The 17381-nt window shown below is 64.4% G+C and carries 14 protein-coding genes; 7 read left to right on the plus strand and 7 right to left on the minus strand.

From position 1 onward, the window contains the following. Positions 1-8 precede the first annotated feature (8 nt). The 3 genes from AC0V7N_RS04425 to AC0V7N_RS04435 are packed head-to-tail and all read right to left on the minus strand — an operon-like array spanning position 9 to position 2724. Positions 9-665 (minus strand): HAD family hydrolase, encoded by a 657-nt coding sequence (locus tag AC0V7N_RS04425; RefSeq protein ID WP_475460203.1) that lies wholly within the window; start codon positions 663-665, stop codon positions 9-11. Positions 666-673: 8 nt separating this feature from the next. Continuing rightward, positions 674-1954: a Tm-1-like ATP-binding domain-containing protein gene (locus AC0V7N_RS04430; RefSeq protein ID WP_475455056.1), complete on the minus strand. Its 1281-nt coding sequence runs from the start codon at positions 1952-1954 to the stop codon at positions 674-676. Further along, complete coding sequence (locus AC0V7N_RS04435; protein WP_475455058.1) at positions 1954-2724, minus strand: IclR family transcriptional regulator; 771 nt, start codon at positions 2722-2724, stop codon at positions 1954-1956. Before AC0V7N_RS04435 ends, AC0V7N_RS04430 begins: the two co-directional genes overlap by 1 nt. A 172-nt stretch (positions 2725-2896) precedes the next feature. Between AC0V7N_RS04435 and AC0V7N_RS04440 the strand changes: the two genes are divergently transcribed. From AC0V7N_RS04440 to AC0V7N_RS04465, 6 genes are all read left to right on the plus strand, one after another. Beyond that, positions 2897-4345 carry an APC family permease gene (locus tag AC0V7N_RS04440; RefSeq protein WP_475455060.1) on the plus strand — a complete coding sequence of 483 codons (1449 nt, stop codon included), beginning with the start codon at positions 2897-2899 and terminating at the stop codon, positions 4343-4345. A 75-nt stretch (positions 4346-4420) separates the two neighbouring features. Next, positions 4421-5620, plus strand: a complete 1200-nt coding sequence (locus tag AC0V7N_RS04445; protein ID WP_475455062.1) for a cytochrome P450 — start codon at positions 4421-4423, stop codon at positions 5618-5620. Next, entirely contained in the window at positions 5617-7104 is a 1488-nt protein-coding gene (locus AC0V7N_RS04450) for an aldehyde dehydrogenase (protein ID WP_475455064.1), read from the plus strand. The genes AC0V7N_RS04445 and AC0V7N_RS04450 overlap by 4 nt, the downstream gene beginning before the upstream one ends. Positions 7105-7358: 254 nt before the next feature. Beyond that, positions 7359-8213 carry a MetQ/NlpA family lipoprotein gene (locus tag AC0V7N_RS04455; protein ID WP_475455066.1) on the plus strand — a complete coding sequence of 285 codons (855 nt, stop codon included), beginning with the start codon at positions 7359-7361 and terminating at the stop codon, positions 8211-8213. Between the two features lie 90 nt (positions 8214-8303). Beyond that, positions 8304-9401, plus strand: coding sequence for a methionine ABC transporter ATP-binding protein (locus AC0V7N_RS04460; RefSeq protein WP_475455068.1), 1098 nt, complete (start codon positions 8304-8306; stop codon positions 9399-9401). Beyond that, positions 9382-10038, plus strand: a complete 657-nt coding sequence (locus tag AC0V7N_RS04465) for a methionine ABC transporter permease (RefSeq protein WP_475455070.1) — start codon at positions 9382-9384, stop codon at positions 10036-10038. The genes AC0V7N_RS04460 and AC0V7N_RS04465 overlap by 20 nt, the downstream gene beginning before the upstream one ends. Positions 10039-10315: 277 nt before the next feature. Here AC0V7N_RS04465 and AC0V7N_RS04470 read toward each other — a convergent pair whose 3' ends face one another. From AC0V7N_RS04470 to AC0V7N_RS04485, 4 genes are all read right to left on the minus strand, one after another. Further along, complete coding sequence (locus AC0V7N_RS04470) at positions 10316-11431, minus strand: aminomethyl transferase family protein (RefSeq protein ID WP_475455072.1); 1116 nt, start codon at positions 11429-11431, stop codon at positions 10316-10318. A gap of 69 nt (positions 11432-11500) precedes the next feature. Then, on the minus strand, positions 11501-12277 hold the full coding sequence (locus tag AC0V7N_RS04475; RefSeq protein ID WP_475455074.1) for an ABC transporter substrate-binding protein: 777 nt from the start codon (positions 12275-12277) through the stop codon (positions 11501-11503). A 124-nt stretch (positions 12278-12401) separates the two neighbouring features. Beyond that, on the minus strand, positions 12402-14144 hold the full coding sequence (locus AC0V7N_RS04480) for a hydantoinase B/oxoprolinase family protein (RefSeq protein WP_475460205.1): 1743 nt from the start codon (positions 14142-14144) through the stop codon (positions 12402-12404). Between the two features lie 16 nt (positions 14145-14160). Further along, on the minus strand, positions 14161-16209 hold the full coding sequence (locus AC0V7N_RS04485; RefSeq protein ID WP_496628002.1) for a hydantoinase/oxoprolinase family protein: 2049 nt from the start codon (positions 16207-16209) through the stop codon (positions 14161-14163). A 255-nt stretch (positions 16210-16464) separates the two neighbouring features. On the opposite strand from AC0V7N_RS04485, the gene AC0V7N_RS04490 reads away from it, so the two are divergent. Next, complete coding sequence (locus tag AC0V7N_RS04490; protein ID WP_475455078.1) at positions 16465-17292, plus strand: ferredoxin--NADP reductase; 828 nt, start codon at positions 16465-16467, stop codon at positions 17290-17292. The last annotated feature ends 89 nt before the right edge of the window (positions 17293-17381 follow it).

Below are 17381 nucleotides of genomic sequence, written 5' to 3' on the forward strand. Positions count from 1 at the left end.
AAATGGTCTCAGGCAGCTGGGACGAGGTCGAAATGGGCAAGGGCTTCGGCATAGGAAAGCGCTGGCCGGGCAACGTCGAAATGAACCGTGCGCATGCCGGCGGCACGGCCGCCATCGACATTGCGCTGCTGGTCGTCGACGAAGACGCAGGCACCGGCCGGCAGGCCGAGTGCTTCGGTGACGAAGCCATAGGCGCGCGGATCGGGTTTGAGGATGCCGGTATGGGTAGCGTCGACGATCACGTCGAACAGGCCGAGCAGCGGCAGTTTTTGGCGAAAGTCGGTGCCGTAGAACAGGTCGAGCTCGTTGGACAGGATCGCCAGGCGAAACCCGGCGGCATGGACGGCGCGGATGGCATGGTCGGCTTCGGGCCGCACCACCTTTTCCGGCTCGGCGCCACGCGCACGCTGAACAAAGGTCTCCATCGCCTGCCAGTCCTCGCCGACGAGCAGGCCGACCTCGCTGGTACGGGTGCGCCAATAGTCGCGCTCGCTGATCTCGTCGGCCTGCATGGAGCGCCACAGCGGATCGCTGCCCGGATCGAATGGTCCGCGCCATTGCAGCGTGCCGGGCTTCAGACCGAGCGCCTGTTCGGTCAAGGCATGGGTCTCGAACAGCGTCCTTGTGACGACGCCGCCGAAATCGAGAACCAGCGCCTGGGCCACCGGAGCGCTCACGCGGCCACTCCCTTGGCCGGCATGCCACGCGGGATGATGCCTTCCTCGACCCAGCGATCGAAGATTTCCAGCGCCTTGCCGACAAAGTCGTCGCTGTTGATGTGGGCGTCGATCTCGTGGAACTCGACCCCGCCGGGGATCACCTTGCGCATTTCGTCGACGAAGGCGGCAAGCGCTTCCGGCTCATAGAGTGGCTCGCCCTGCGTGTCCCATTCCTGGATACCCCGGGACGGCAGGATGAAGGCGGAGCGGCCTTTCGAGGCGCCGAGCTTGGCGGCGATGGTCCTGGCGACCTCCCGGCGGTCGTCGGCATCGACCGTGATCGAAGCGATCAGCCTGTTGTGGGCGTGAAACGGGCGTTCGGAAAATTTAGCCGGCAAATCCTGCCACGTCGGCAGGTCGACCATATCCACGGCGCCGGGGGCGGCGATCTGTGGAATGCCGCGAGCACCGGCATTTTCCAGCCGGTCGTTGCCGGAGCTGACGACGGAGCCGGCCAGATGATTGGTGATCTCCTGCAGGCTGAAATCGAACACCGCGCAGAAATGGTCCTGGCCGGCGATCGATTCGAAGGCGCGGCCGCCCATGCCGGTGGTGTGGAAGACGGCGACGTCATAGCCGCGACGTTCCAATGCCGGTTTCAGCGTCTTCATATAGCGCAGGCAGGAGCTGCCGAGCGACGTCATGCCGATGGTCGGGCCGGTCACCGGTGCCGAAGCGCGGGCCTCCAGCACGATCCTGGCCGCGCCGACAACCGCGCCGCAGGCTTGCGACAGGACCAGCTTGCAGATCGAGTTGAGGCCGTAGAGCCCGCCGGCCCAGAGGATCATCATCAGGTCCGGCGCGACCCGCTCGGGTGGAATCAGGTGCGAATAGGCGATGGTGGAGACGACGAATTTCGGCACGCCGAGCGGCAGGGAAAGCGCTACGTCCAGCGCCAGATCGGTGCCCATCGAGCCGCCTATGGCGATGAAGGCGTCGATCTCCCCATTCCCATGCAGCTTGCGCACCAATTGCACGGCGCCGCCGGCCATCAGGGTCATGGCGGTGTTCTCGTCACCGCTGGTGACGATTTCCTCGATCGTCACGTCGACGGCCTGCGCCACTGTATGCTTGTCGTGATCGGGGCTGTAGGGCGGATTGCCCAATACGCTGACATCCATCATCACGGCGCTGCCGCCCGAAGCCTCGATGCAGGCTTTCATGAACAGCAACTCGTCGGCCTTGGTGTCGCCGGTGCCAATGACCAGGATGCGGGGCGTTGTCTGTGCAGACATCAGGCCTGCCTCCTCAAGGTTTGCAAATTGTCGCCATTGAGGCGCATCGAAATCTCCCGTGCCGTGGCCATGACCGCAAGTCCTCGTTCCACGATATCAGCCGTCGCCGTCCTGGCCTTGGGCGCCGCCACGGCGATGGTGCCGAGCGCAAAGCCGTCCGCCGCCAGGATCGCCGCCGCGACGGATATGACGCCTTCTTCCAGGCCCTGGTCGCAGATCGAATAGCCGCGCTCGCGCGCCTCGGCCATGGAACGGGAGATGGCGGCCGGCTCGATCAGCGTATGCGCCGTGAAGGCTTCAAGCGGACCCGCCAGGCACGCCTTGACGGCCTCATCCCTGGCGAAAGCCAGATAGGCGATGCCCGACGCAGTCGAATGCATGGGCAGAAGCTGGCCGATGTCGATGTTGACGCGGTTTGCCCAGCTGGGATGTTCGACATGGACGGTGACCAGCCTGTCGGTGCCGAATTCCGACAGATGCACGGTCTCGGCCGTGGAACTTGCCAGATCGCGCACCAGCGGCACCGCGGTCTGCAGGAAAGGGAAGCGGGCCTCGCGGATGCGCGCCAGTCGCGACAGGCCGGCGCCGAGCCGATAGTGCCGCGTGCCGGCGTCCTGCTCGACGAAACCATGGCCGGTCAGGGCCACCAGCAGCCGCCGCGTCGTCGCCTTGTCGAAGCCCGAGCGGCGCGCCAGCTCGGTCAGCCCGAACTCGGGCTCGGCCACGCTGAACAGCTCCAGAAGTGAAATCGCCTTGCCGACCGTACCCAACGCATCCTCCTGGATCGGGCAATCATTTAACGTGTGAATTAACTTGACAGGAAGCTGCTTTGTTTGCAAGTCTATATTCAAAATAAGGGTTCAAATAATGAACCAGCATCCAGAGCGTATGGGACAGGCCAAGCGGCCGGCGGACAACGATGTTCGCGAACAGGAGGGACCAATGACAGCAGTTTCGGAACAGGCGCCGGCCAACAGGCTGCGCAAGAACAGTCTTGGTGTCGGCGCCATCACCTTCATGGTGATCTCGGCGGCGGCGCCGCTCACGGCGGTGGCCGGCGGCACCCCGCTCGGCATGCTGATGGGCAATGGCGCGGGCTTTGCCGGCACCTATCTGATCGTGACGGTGCTGCTGCTCCTGTTTGCGGTCGGCTATGTCGCCATGTCGCGCCATGTCGGCAATGCCGGCGCCTTCTATGCCTATGCCGCGCGCGGCCTCGGCGGTCTCGCCGGCGGCGCCACGGCGCTGATCGCCATCTTGTCCTACAATGCCATGCAGATCGGCGTCATGGGCCTGCTCGGTGCCGCGACCTCCGGGCTGTTCGCCGGCTGGGGCATCAACCTGCCCTGGTGGGTGTGGAGTTTCATCGCCATCGCCATTGTCGCCGTGCTCGGCTACCGCCAGGTCGACCTGTCGGCCAAGATCCTGACGGTGCTGGTGCTGTGCGAATACGCCGTGGTGCTGATCCTCGATCTGACGATCCTCAAGACCGGTGGCGACAGCGGCCTGTCGGCGGCTCCGTTCAGCTGGAGCCAGATCACCTCGGGCGCGCCGGCGATCGCCATCCTGTTCTGCTTCGCCGCCTTCATCGGCTTCGAGGCGACCACGATCTATGCCGAGGAAGCCCGCGACCCCAAAGTCACCATTCCGCGCGCCACCTATTTCTCTGTCGTCCTGATCGGCGTCTTCTACATGGTCACCGCCTGGCTGATGGCGGTCGGCGCCGGTGTCGACAAATTGATGCCGGCGCTGCAGGGCCTGCAGGACCCGACGACCTTCCTGTTTGGCCTGTCCGACCGTTATGCCGGCACGCTGCTGACGCATGCGATGAGCATCCTGTTCGTGTCGAGCCTGTTTGCCGGTGTGCTGGCCTTCCACAATGCGGTTGCCCGCTACATCTACGTCTCGGGCCGCGAGAAGCTTTTGCCGCAGTCGATCGGCGTGACGCATTCGGCGCACCAGAGCCCGCATGTCGCCTCGGTGATCCAGAGCGTGCTGGCGGCTGTCGTCGTCGGCCTGTTCGCCGTGCTCGGCCTCGATCCGGTGCTGGCGCTGTTCTCCTGGCTGACCAATGTCGCGACACTCGGCGTCATCGTCATGATGGCTGTCGCCTCGCTCGCCGTGGTGATGTACTTCCGCGCCAACCCATCCAGCCGAGAGAACGCGGTGAAGACCACCATCCTGCCCGGGCTGACCTTCATCGCCTTCGTCGTCATCATCTACCTGATCGTCATCAATTTCGGCAGCCTGTCGGGGGCCGGTGGCTTCCTCGGTGTGTTCCTGCCCGGGCTGGTGCTGATAGCGGCGGTGATCGGCCTGCTGCTGGCCGGCGCCTTGAAAGGCCGCGATCCCGTTGCGTTCGACAATCTCGGTGTGCCCCTGAAGGATTGAGCGAAGCAACCGGTTAAGACAAGCAAGGGGCGGCATGCCACGCCGCCCCTTCCCACCTTACAGGGAGTGGCGGCTTTGAGCTTTGCCGAAAACATCACCGTCGAGGCGCTGGAGGCCGACCCCTACCCGATCTATGCCGAACTCAGGCGCAGCGCGCCGGTCGCCTTCGTGCCCTCGGTCAATCTGTGGTTCGTCACCCGCTGGAAGGATGTCGAACTGGTGGCGAAATCACCCGACATCTTTTCTGCAATCGTCAGAGCGGGCGTGTCGCCCGTCGAGCGTTCCTTCGGCAAGCCGACCATCCTGACCAGCGATGGCGAGGTCCACAAGAACCTCCGCCAGGGCGTCGACCCGAAATACCGGCCGCGCACCGTCGCCTCCTATGCCGGCGATCTCGTGCGCTCGATCGCCGAACCCTATCTCGACGCTATCGCCAGCCAAGGCTCCGCCGAACTGATGGCCGATTATTTCGAGCCGATGTCGACGCTCAGCCTGGCCCGCTCGCTCGGCCTTGCCGACATCGACATGCCGACGCTCCGCCGCTGGTTCTACGGGCTCGCGCAAGGCGCCATCAACTTCGAGAAGGACCCGAAGCGGCAGGAAATCGCCGACGCCATCGGCGCCGAGGTCGGCGATGCCGTGACGCCGACGCTGGAAAGGCTCGCCCGCGAGCCCAACGATTCCGCGTTGTCGCACATGCTGCATGACGGCATGCCGGAGGGCAAAACGCGCCCGATCGACTTCCTGATGCCGACCATCAAGGTCATCCTGCTCGGCGGCATGCAGGAGCCGGGCCACGGCGCCGGCTCGATCCTTGTCGGCCTGCTCAGGAATCCCGACCAGCTGCGGCAGGTGCTCGACGATCCCGCGACCTTCGTGCCCAAGGCTGTCGACGAGGGCCTGCGCTGGGTGGCGCCGATCGGTACGCAGACGCGCGAAACGACGCGCTCGGTCGAGATCGGCGGAGCGACGATCCCCGCCGGCGCACCGGTCGCCGCACTTGTCTCCTCGGCCAGCCGCGACGAGAGCCGCTTTGCCGACCCCGACCGCTTCGACATCAACCGCGACGAAGGCAACCATGCCGCCTTCGGCTTCGGCCATCATTTCTGTTCCGGCCGGTTTTTCGCACGCGAGCAGATGTGCCTTGCGGTAAGGCTGCTGCTCAAACGCTTCCCCGATCTCAGCCTGGTGCCCGGCAAGGAGCCGGTGTTCCGTGGCTGGGAGTTCCGGGCGCCAACCACATTGCATGTCAATTTCGGAGCCGGTTCCCCATGATCACTCAAAATGCCATCGACACGCTGCGCAGGACGGAGATCGGTGCGCGCGGCCTGTTCATCGATGGCGCCCAATCGGCGGGAACAAGCGGCGCGACATTGCCTGTCATTTCGCCGATCGATGGCCGCGTCTTCGCCAGCATTGCCGACGGCAATGCCACCGATATCGACCGCGCGGTGAAATCGGCGCGCAAGGCGTTCGAGAAAGGTTCGTGGTCGCGCGCCGCGCCCGCCTTCCGCAAGAAGGTGCTGACCAGGCTCGCCGAACTCATCGAAAAGCATGTCGATGAACTGGCCGTGCTTGGCGTGCGCGACAATGGCACCGAGATCGGCATGGCCTACAAGGCCGAGCCGCTGTCGGCGGCCGGCACCATCCGCTACTACGCCGAGGCGATCGACAAGGTCTATGGCGAGATCGCGCCGACGGCCGAGAACGTGCTGGGGCTGATCCACAAGGAGCCACTCGGCGTCGTCGGCGTCATCGTGCCGTGGAATTTTCCGCTGATGATCGGCGCCTGGAAAATCGCGCCGGCTCTGGCCGCCGGCAACTGCGTGGTGGTCAAGCCGCCGGAGATCGCCTCGCTGACGCTGCTGCGGCTGGCGGAACTGGCCAGCGAGGCCGGCCTGCCCGCCGGCGTGCTCAATGTCGTCACCGGCCGAGGCTCCGTCGCCGGCGAAGCGCTCGGCCTGCATATGGATGTCGATGCCATCGCCTTCACCGGCTCGGGGCCGGTCGGCCGGCGGCTGCTCGACTACTCCGCCCGCTCCAATCTGAAGCGCGTCTTCCTCGAGCTCGGCGGCAAGTCACCCAACATCGTCTTTGCCGATGCGCCGGATTTGAAGCAGGCCGCGGTCGTCTCGGCCAATGGCATCTTTCGCAATTCCGGCCAGGTCTGCGTTGCCGGTTCGCGCCTGCTCGTTCAGTCCTCGGTCTATGACCGCTTCATGGAGGAGCTTGTCTCGGCGACCAAACGGCTGAAGGTCGGCGATCCGCTGGATCTCACCAGCGATGTCGGCGCGGTGTCGAGTGCGGAGCAACTGAACAAGAATCTCGGCTTCGTCGCCAAGGCGAGGGAAGAGGGTGCGAGGCTGGTCAGCGGCGGCGAACGGATCCTCGCCGAAACCGGCGGTAGCTACATGGCGCCGACGATCTTCGAGAACGTCACGCAGGATATGCAGCTTGCGCGCGAAGAAGTGTTCGGACCGGTGCTTGGCGTCATGCGCTTCGAGACCGAGGAGGAAGCGGTACGGCTTGCCAATTCGACCGTCTATGGGCTGGCCTCGGCGGTGTGGACATCAAACCTCTCCACCGCGCATCGCATGGTGCGCGCCATCCATGCCGGCGTCGTCCACGTCAACACCTATGGCGGCGCCGACATCACCGTGCCGCTCGGTGGCGTCAAGCAGTCCGGCTTCGGCCGCGACAAGTCGCTGCACGCGCTGGAGAAATATCTCGAACTGAAGACCGCCTGGATCGCGCTTTGACACCCGTGGCCATATCGGGCTCCCGCCAAATCTGATCTCCCATGCAAGGCGTACAGGATCGCAGCGCAGCGCCGCAGCGGGCGGTCCGGCACCGTCTTGTGCTCCATGTCTTGAAATTTTTGAGAGAATATTCCTGGCATCGGGGGCAAAGGCGAAACACGTTCTTTGATAAAATCGATAGAATTTCTGACGATGTGACCAAGCCTAGGCAATCCGCCCGGCTGCCATGACTTCACAACCGCAGAGATCAAACCATGTCGGACTTCAAGAACACTTTGCCATCTTCCCTTTGGTCAACCCTCAACCGGCGCAGTGGCCTTGCTCTGCTGTTCGCATCGGCGGTCGCGGTCGGCAGCCTGATGGCGCCGCATGCGTCGTTCGCCGAGGACAAGAAGGCGATCAAGGTCGGCATCATCAGCGGCGAGGACGAGGATGTCTGGCGCGTCGTCGTCGCTCAAGCCGCCGAAAAGGGCCTGACCATCGAGACCGTGGTGTTCAACGACTACACCCAGCCCAACGAAGCGCTGGAGCGCGGCGAGATCGACGCCAACGCCTTCCAGCACCAGCCCTATCTCGACAACCAGATCAAGACGCAGGGCTATCACATCGTGCGCGTCGGCTATACCGGCGTCTGGCCGATCGGCCTCTACTCGAAGAAGTTCAAGGCGGTTGCCGACCTGCCCGAGGGCGCCGTCATCGGCGTGCCGAACGACCCGTCCAATGAAGGCCGGGCGCTGCGCGTGCTGCAGAATGAGGGCGTGATCAAGCTGAAAGACGGCACCGGCATTCTGGCCACCACCGCCGACATTTCGGAGAACCCCAAGAAGGTCGAGATCAAGGAGCTCGACGCCGGCATAGTCGGCCGCTCGGTCGAGGACCTCGACGCCGCCGTGGTCAACACCGACTGGGCGCTGAAAAGCGGCCTGACGCCAGACAACCGCATCGCGCAGGAGCCGATCGCCGACAACCCGTACCGCAACTTCATCGCGGTCAAGGTCGGCAATGAGAACGAAGCCTGGGTGAAGACGCTGGTGGCGTCCTACCAGAACGAGGCGGTGAAGGCCGAGTTCGACAAGGTCTACAAGGGCACCGGCCTCAGCGCCTATTGATCCGACCGGACGCCCGTTCGAGAGCAAATGCGGTCCGCGCCTGAGCGCGGGCCGCAATTGCGTTTTCGGATGGCGAGAACAGGGAACCGCATGAACCAGCATATAACGGCATCCCAGGAGATCGCCGATCCCACCCACGCCCGGCCGGACGCACCACAGGACGTGGTGCGGCTTGTCGAGCTGAAGCGCCGCTTTGGTGCCACTCCGGCCATCGACGGCATTTCGCTGACGGTGCGCAAGGGCGAGATCCTCGGCATTATCGGCCGCAGCGGCGCCGGCAAGTCGACGCTGATCCGCTGCCTGAACGGGCTGGAGCGGCCGGATTCCGGCGAGGTGTTCATCGAGGGCCGTGAGATCAGCCGGCTCGGCGAACGTGACCTGCAGCCGCTGCGGCGGCGCATCGGCATGATTTTCCAGCACTTCAACCTACTGTCGGCCAAGACGATCGAGGACAATGTGGCGCTGCCGCTGAAGATCGAGGGCCGTCCGAAGGCGGAGCGGCTGGCGCGGGCGGCAGAGTTGCTCGAGCTTGTCGGCCTGTCGGAGAAAGCAAAAGCCTATCCGGCATCGCTGTCCGGCGGCCAGAAGCAGCGCGTCGGCATCGCCCGGGCGCTTGCTGCCCGGCCGGCGCTGCTGTTGTCGGATGAGGCGACATCGGCACTCGACCCGGAGACGACGCGCTCCATTCTTGCCTTGCTGAAGGACATCAACCGGCAGCTTGGCCTGACCATCCTTTTGATCACGCATGAGATGGAGGTGATCCGCTCGATCGCCGACAGGGTGGCGGTGATCGATGCCGGACGCATCGTCGAGCAAGGGCCGGTCTGGTCGGTGTTTGCCGACCCGCAATCGGACATCACCGAAAGCCTGCTCGGCGCCATCCGGCCGCAGCTGCCGGCCGAACTGGCGGCGCGGCTGCTGCCGGCTTCCGGCGCGGAGACGATCCTGCGCGTGGACGTGGCCGGCGAGGCGGCAAGCGGCCCACTGCTGTCCGACCTTGCCGTGGCCGTTCCGGGCGCCTTCCGCCTCGTCCATGGCGGCATCGACCATATCCAGCAGCAGCCCGTCGGCACGCTCTTTCTGTCTGTTCCCGGCAGCGATGCAAGCCATCTCGCCGAAGTGATTACATTCCTGAAGGCCCGCCAGGCGCGGGTGGAGGTGCTTGGCCATGTCGCCAATCCTGTTTGAGCTTCTGTTGCGTTCGATCTGGGAGACGGTGCTGATGACGGCCGCCTCCGGCCTGATCTCGCTGGTCTTCGGCCTGCCGCTTGGGCTGGCCTTGATATCAACCGAACGCGGCGGCATCGCCGAAAACCTGTGGGTGAACCGCGCGCTCGGCGCCATCATCAACGGCTTCCGCTCGGTGCCGTTCATCATCCTGCTGGTGGCGCTGATCCCGCTGACACGGCTGATCGTCGGCACCTCGATCGGCACCTGGGCGGCCATCGTGCCGCTGTCGATCGCGGCCACGCCCTACTATGCGCGCATCGCCGAAGTGTCGCTGCGCGAGGTCGACCATGGCCTGATCGAAGCGGCGCGCGCCATGGGCGGCAACCGCTGGACGATCATCCGCGAGGTGCTGGTGCCGGAAGCCCTGCCCGGCATCGTCGCCGGCTTCACGGTGACCCTGGTGACCCTGATCGGCGCCTCGGCCATGGCTGGCGCGATCGGTGCCGGTGGCTTGGGCGATCTCGCCATCCGCTATGGCTATCAGCGGTTCGAGACGTCGGTGATGGTCGCCGTCGTGATTGTGCTGATCATCCTGGTTTGTGGCATTCAGTGGGCGGGGGATCGCCTCATGGCGCGGCTGGATCGGCGAGGGTGAGCCGGCTAATTTCGGCTAAGCCGAGGCTCCCCCAACTTCGTCATCCACGGGCGGAGCAGCCGCGAAGCTCCGTCGCGGAGACCCGAGGATCCATGCCGCGCCCGGAGCCGACGAGCGCAGCGGAGCAGAATTCTGGACCGTGGTGACGCGTTGGAGTCTCGGCATGGATCCTCGGGTCTGCGCTGCGTCGCTGCGCTCCTTGCTCCGCCCGTGGATGACGAAGCGATGGGCGTTTGCGCCAATCGCCAAGGCATCCGGCCCGTCGACCCAACCCAGGCTAAGCCCGCAATCTCGTCCCTTCCGGATCGAAGAACGGCATCGGCGCCACCACCGCGCGGGTCGGCACGCTGTCTATCTCGATGCTCAGCTCGGTGCCAACAGCCGTGAAAGGCAACCGCAGATGCGCGGTCGCCAGCACCTTGCCGAGAGAATGACCGTGATCGCTGTAGGTGACGACGCCGGCATCCTCGCCGTCGGCCAGCACACGCGCATCCGTTGCCGCTGGTTTGTCGCCGTCGAGGATCAGGCCGGTCCAGCGCTCGTCGAGGCCCTTGTCGCGGATCTTGAGCAAGGCTTCGCGGCCGATGAAATTGCCCTTGTCGAACTTGATCCAGCGGTCGAGGCCGACATGGAACGGCGTGCGGGTCTCGTCCATGTCGATGCCATGCGCCGGATAGGCCTTTTCCAGGCCGAGCGTAAACATAGCCAGCACACCATAGGGTTTCTGGCCGAAGTCCTTGCCGGCTCGCATCAGTGCATCCCAGACGGAGGCTGCCTCGTCGGCCGACACGAAGAGTTCGAAGCCGAGTTCGCCGGTCACGCCTGTGCGCGAGATCAGCACGTTTGTTTCGCCGACGCGGCCTGAGGTGAACGCCCAGCGTTTCAAACCATCAAGGTCGGCCTCCGTGACCAGCGCCTTCAGCAGGTCGCGTGAACGCGGGCCCTGGATGGTGGGGAAGGCTACGGCGGCGGTGATATCGGTGACATAGGCTTTTCGCCCTCCGGCATGGTGCTGCAGCCAGGGCAGCATCTTCAGCCGGTTGACCGAGCCGGTGACCAGCATGAAGTGCTCTGGTGCCAGCCGGAACACGGTGAGGTCGTCCATGATGCCGCCATCCTCGCGGCAGATGGTGGAGTAGCGGACCTGGCCCGGCTTCATCGCCGCGGCATCGTTGACGATGACGTGGTTGACCAGCGCCTCGGCGTCCGGCCCCTTGATGTCCATCTTGCCCATGGTGCTGAGATCCTGGACGCCGACATTCTTGCGCGTGTTCAGGTGCTCGTCGGCAATGCCGGAGTAATATTTGGCCGAGATGAAATCGCCGCCGACCCGACCCATGGTCGCGCCGAGCCCGACAATGCTGCTGTAAAAGGGGGAACGCCGCTCAGCCAAGAAGGTCTCCATCACTCATGAAAAACGGCAGCGCCAACCGGCGCTGCCGGAAGGCATTTGCTGTCGGTCTCAGTTGCCGTAGACGTCGAAGGCAAAATACTTGTCGTTGATTTCCTTGTATTTTCCGTTGGCGCGCAGCGTGTCTATGGCCGCATTGAACTTGTCGGCCAGTTCCTTGTTGCCTTTCTGCAGCGCGATGCCGACGCCGGGGCCGTGAATGACCGGATCGGCGGTCAGCGTGCCAAGCAACTTGCAGCAGGCGCCGTCGGGCTTCTTCAGCCATTCAGTCAGGATGATCGAGCCGTCCATCATCGCATCGAGGCGGCCATTGGCCATGTCGGTACGGGCGTCATCGCCGGTCGGATAGGCCTTGACGGTCGAGCCCGAATATTTCTGCTCGGCGAATTTCTGGTGGATGGTGGCGGTCTGCACGCCCAGCACCTTGCCCTTCAAATCGTCCGGCGAGGTGCCAGCGATGGTCGAGTCCTTCGGCATGGCGATGGCCGGCGGCGTCTGGTAGTATTTGTGGGTGAACTCGACCTTCTCGGCCCGTTCGGGCGTGATGGTGATGTTGATGATGGCATCGAACTTGCCGGCCTGCAGTGCCGGGATCGAGCCGTCAAAATCCTGCACGATGAATTCGCAATCGGCCTTCATCTCAGTGCACAGCGCCTTGCCGAGATCGATGTCGAAGCCGCCCAGTGTGCCGTCGGCATTGGCATAGTTGAAGGGCGGATAGGCGCCCTCCGTGCCGATCCTGAGTTTCTTGTCCTGGGCGCTGGCAGCACCGGTGGCAAGGGTAAGAGCGACGGAAGCGGCAAGCACGAAACGGCCGAAAAGACGCATGTTCCAGATCCCCGTTGACTGGCGAAGTCTACGGGCTTTGGTGCTCCCGGCGGAGACGGAAGCGACATATGCTGCGGCGATCACGGCGCCGCAGGCTGTCCGCGTGACTGCGGCTGGCTTTGGGTTAGCCGGCGCGCTGTTTGTTCGTCGCCTTGTGATCAACGGCAAGGTCGTTCGCGGACAAGACAACGCCAAACTTTTCGCTGGCCTCCGCCGCCGTGTAGTATCCCAACGCCACATCGCGCTGCACTTGATCGGCGTCACGCTCGCGCGGATCACCATAGCCGCCGCCGCCCGGCGTGCCGACGCGCACGCGGTCGCCGGCCTTGAGCGGGATGTCCTGCTCCTTGGAGAGGTGCGGCGGTACATGTTCCTCGCCATTGCGGAAGACAGTCACCGTGTTCACCGCCCCGTCGCTGCCGCCGAGCGCGCCTTGCGGGCCGAAACGGCCATGATCCATGACGAAGGAGGCGCGCGCATCGCCGCGCAGGATTTCGACCTCGTAGGCGAGGCCGAAACCGCCGCGATGCTTGCCGGCGCCGCCCGAGCCTTCGCGCAAGGCATAGTGGCGGTAGAGCACCGGAAAGGCCTGCTCCATGATCTCGACCGGCGGCGATTTCGAAATGCCGATGGTCGAGCAGCCATTGGTCAGGCCGTCATGGCCCGAATTGCCGCCATAGCCGCCACCGGAGATCTGGTACATGACGTAGTCGCGGCCGCGCGCCGGATCGTTGCCGCCGAGCGCGAAATTGCCGCTGGAGCCGGCGGGTGCTGCCGTCACCTTGTCCGGCAGCGCCTGCACCATCGCGGCGAACACTGCCTCGGCGATGCGCTGCGAGACTTCGGCCGCACAACCCGAGACAGGACGTGGATATTTCGCGTCGAGGAAGGTGCCTTCCGGCCGCTTGACGATCAGCGGCTCGAAGGCGCCGGCGCTGATCGGTACATCCGGGAAAATATGGCGCATGGCGAGGTAGACTGACGACAAGGTCGTTGCCAGCACGCTGTTCATCGGTCCGGCGCAGGGTTTTGACGAGCCGGTAAAATCGAAGGTCAGTGTATCGCCCTGCTTCTCCACCGCGAGCGCGATGGTCAGCGGCTCGTTGACCACGCCATCGGAATCGACAAAGGCCTTGGAGCTATAGGTGCCGTCGGGAATGGCCGCGATGTTGGCGCGCATCTGTTCGGCGGCGCGGCGGCGCAGCTCGGCGATCGCCTCGACGACCGTTTCATCTCCGTAACGATCCAGGATTCCATTGAGCCGGTCCTGCCCGATCAGTAGCGCCGCGGCCTGGGCCCTGATATCGCCGATGCGCTGGTCGGCGACGCGGATGTTCGAACAGATGATGGCGTAGATCTCCGGATCCAGCACGCCCTTCTTGAACAGTTTTACCGGCGGCAGCCGCAGGCCTTCCTGTTCGACCGCAGTCGCGGAGGCGGAAAACCCGCCCGGCACCGAGCCGCCAATATCGGGCCAATGGCCGGTGTTCGACAGCCAGCAGAAGATCTTGCCGTGCCGGTAGACCGGCATGGCGAAGCGCACATCCATCAGATGCGTGCCGCCGAGATAGGGGTCGTTGACGATGTAGATGTCGCCTGGCTCCGGCGGCAGGCAGCGGCCGTCGGCGATCATCTCGATCACCGTCCTGGTCGAATACTGCATGACGCCGACGAACACCGGCAGGCCCTGGCTGCCTTGTGCGATCAGCGAGCCGTCGGCGGCCGAGTAGATGCCGTCGGAACGGTCATTGGCCTCGGCGATCACAGGCGAGAAAGCAGCGCGCGAAAAGGTCAGGTCCATCTCGTCGCAGACCTGCTGCAAGGCCGCCTGGAGCACCGAAAGCGTGATGGCGTCGAGCTTTGCCATATCAATGTCAGGCATCTCAGGCCTCGCCAATGTCGATGATGATGTTGCCGTCGGCGTCCGATCTTGCACGGTCGCCGGGTTCGAGCACGGTGGTGGCGTCCATCTGTTCGAGGATCGCCGGGCCGTCGATGATCGCGTCGAGCGGCAGTTTTTCGCGTGCATAGACCGGCGTGTTGTGCCACCGGCCCGCATACCAGACCGGCCGGATCTCGCGCCGCGCCTCGTCCAGCGTCTTGGCGCGCCCGGCCGGGTCGATCAGCCGCGACAGGTCGATCGCCGGCCGCACGCCGGTCACCGAGGTGTTGAGGTTGACCAGGTTGGCGCGGATTTCCGGCAGCTCGACCTTGAAGCGGGCGAAATAGGCCTTTTCGAACAGCGCTTGCAGCTCGTTGCGGGTCACCGATGACGACGGCAGCGGCACGTTGATGATGTGCGTCTGGCCGACGAACTGCATGTCGGCGGAGTGGGTGACACGGATCGTCTCCGGCTTCACCGCTTCCTTTCCGATCAGCTCCTCACCTTCGTTTCGATGCCGTTCCAATACTGCGTGGATTTGGGTTTCATCAAGCACGGCGACCGGCTGGTTGATGGTGTTGACGAAATCATGGCGCAGATCGGCGACGACACAGCCGAGCGCGTTGGTGATGCCGGGCCGTGCCGGCACCAGCACACGCGGCAGGCCTAGCTCACGCGCCAGCGCTGTGGCGTGCAGGGGACCGGCACCGCCGAAGGCAAATAGCGCAAAATCGCGCGGATCATGGCCGCGCGACACCGACACCATGCGGATGGCGCCGGCCATCTTCATGTTGCCGAGCCGCAGCACAGCGCCCGCCGCCTCGACGCCGGACAGGCCGGTCGCCTTACCGATCTTGTCCTCGAAGATTCCGGTGACGCGCTCTGATGTGACGGGGTTTTCGACCGCCAGCAGCTTCTTCGGCGCCAGCCGGCCGAGCACCAGATTGGCGTCGGTGATGGTCGGCTCCAGGCCGCCGCGCCCGTAGCAGATCGGGCCGGGATTGGCGCCGGCACTTTCCGGGCCGATCTGGATCAGTCCGGCCGCATCGACACGGGCGATCGAGCCGCCGCCGGCGCCGACCGTGTGCACCGCCACCATCGGCACATGGATCGGCATGGCATATTCGATCTCGATCTCGTTCGAGACCGCCGGCTCGGCATTGCGGATCAGCGCCACGTCGGTCGAGGTGCCGCCCATGTCGTAGGTGACGAGGTTTTCGAAGCCGGCGCGCTTGCCGGTGTAGGCAGCGGCGATGACGCCGGAGGCCGGGCCGGACATCACGGTCTTGGCCGATTCACGTGTGACGAAGCGGGCCGAGATCATGCCGCCATTGCCGTTCATGATCAGGAAGTCGCGGGCATAGCCTTTGGCGGCCAATTCCTTGCGCAGCCGCTCGACATAGCGTTCGAGGATCGGCTGCACCGAGGCGTTGACCGAGGCGGTGACGCCGCGCTCGAATTCGCGCGCTTCCGACAGCAGCGCATGGCCTGATGTGATGTAGCTGTTCGGCCAGAGCTCGGCGGCGATTTCGGCGGCGCGCCGCTCATGCGAAGGGTTGGCGTAGGAATGCAGGAAATGGATGACGAGGGATTCGCAGCCGGCCGCGATCAGCGCCTTCACCGCCTCGCGCATCCCGGCCTCATCGAGCGGCGTGCGCACCGCACCCGAGGCCTCGACGCGCTCCGACACTTCGAGCCGGAGATTGCGTGGGATGATCGGAACGAAAGTGCCGGTCATGCCATAGGGTTGCGGCCGTGTGCGCCGGCCAAGCTCGATCACGTCGCGAAAGCCGCGCGTGGTGATCATGCCGGTCCTGGCCAGCCGGCGCTCCAGCACGGCATTGGTGGTGGTGGTCGTGCCATGCACGATGAGGTCGATGCCGTCGATCGCAAAGCCGGTGGCGCCAAGTGCCGAAACCACCCCGAACGCCTGGTTGTCGACCGTGGTCGGGGTCTTGGCGATATGCACCTTGCCGCCGTCCTTGCCGTCGATCAAAAGCAGGTCGGTGAAGGTTCCGCCGACATCGATGCCGGCAACGACATTTCCCAGGGAATCGCGCGCTTGCGCTGGAAAATTCTCTTCATCGTCGAAACCCGAAATGCTGAGACTACGGATATGCGTCAGTTTGGAAAGGTGTTTTAAGGTAGCATCTTGACGCAAATATCGTTTGTATACTAATAAATTCCGGACACAAGAGCTTACCGCTTTGGAGTGTGCGAACGGCACGCCGGGACCTGAACGGTCCGGGCGCGCAGGTGAAGGTTTGGCGCCCGCGTCCTCGGTTGGGCCAGAAGGTTGGATTTGATGAACACCACATCCGCTCTCGACACCGCCGGCGCCCGCCCGCTGCAGTTTCCGATTCCGGCCAACGTTTATGCCGAAACCGTCGTCTCGGTGAAGCACTACACCGACCGGCTGTTCTCGTTCCGCATCACCCGTCCGCAGTCGCTGCGTTTCCGTTCCGGCGAGTTCGTCATGATCGGCCTGCCCAATGCCGAGAAGCCGGTGTACCGCGCCTATTCGGTGGCAAGCCCGGCCTGGGACGAAGAGCTGGAATTCTTTTCGATCAAGGTGCCGGACGGTCCTCTGACCTCGGAATTGCAGAAGATCCAGGTCGGCGATACCGTCATCATGCGCCAGAAGTCGACCGGCACGCTGGTGGTCGACGCACTGACCCCGGCCAAACGGCTGTTCATGATCTCGACCGGCACCGGCATCGCGCCCTTCGCCAGCCTGCTGCGCGACCCCGACACCTACGAAAAGTTCGATCAGCTGATCCTGACCCACACCTGCCGCGACAATGCCGAGCTGACCTATGGCCAGGAATTGGTGGCGGCGCTGGAGAGCGACCCGCTGATCGGCGAGCTGACCGCCGGGCGCGTCAAGCTCTACAATTCGACCACCCGCGAAGAGTCGGCCTGCATGGGCCGCATCACGGCGCTGATCGGTTCGGGCAAGTTCTACGCCGATCTCGGCATCGAGAAGCTCAATCCCGAGACCGACCGCATCATGATCTGCGGCTCGATGCATATGCTCAAGGACGTCAAGGAACTCGCCGAAAGCCTCGGCTTCCAGGAAGGCTCACTCAGCCATCCCGCGACTTTCGTCGTCGAGCGCGCCTTCGTCGGCTGAGGCCTCCTGCCCAGAACATGCTGCCTTTCCAGGCGAATATTGAAAGTCTGGATCGGCTGCTGCAATAGCTCGGGCCACTCCATCCCAAC

Source organism: Mesorhizobium kamtschaticum, from assembly GCF_056174585.1.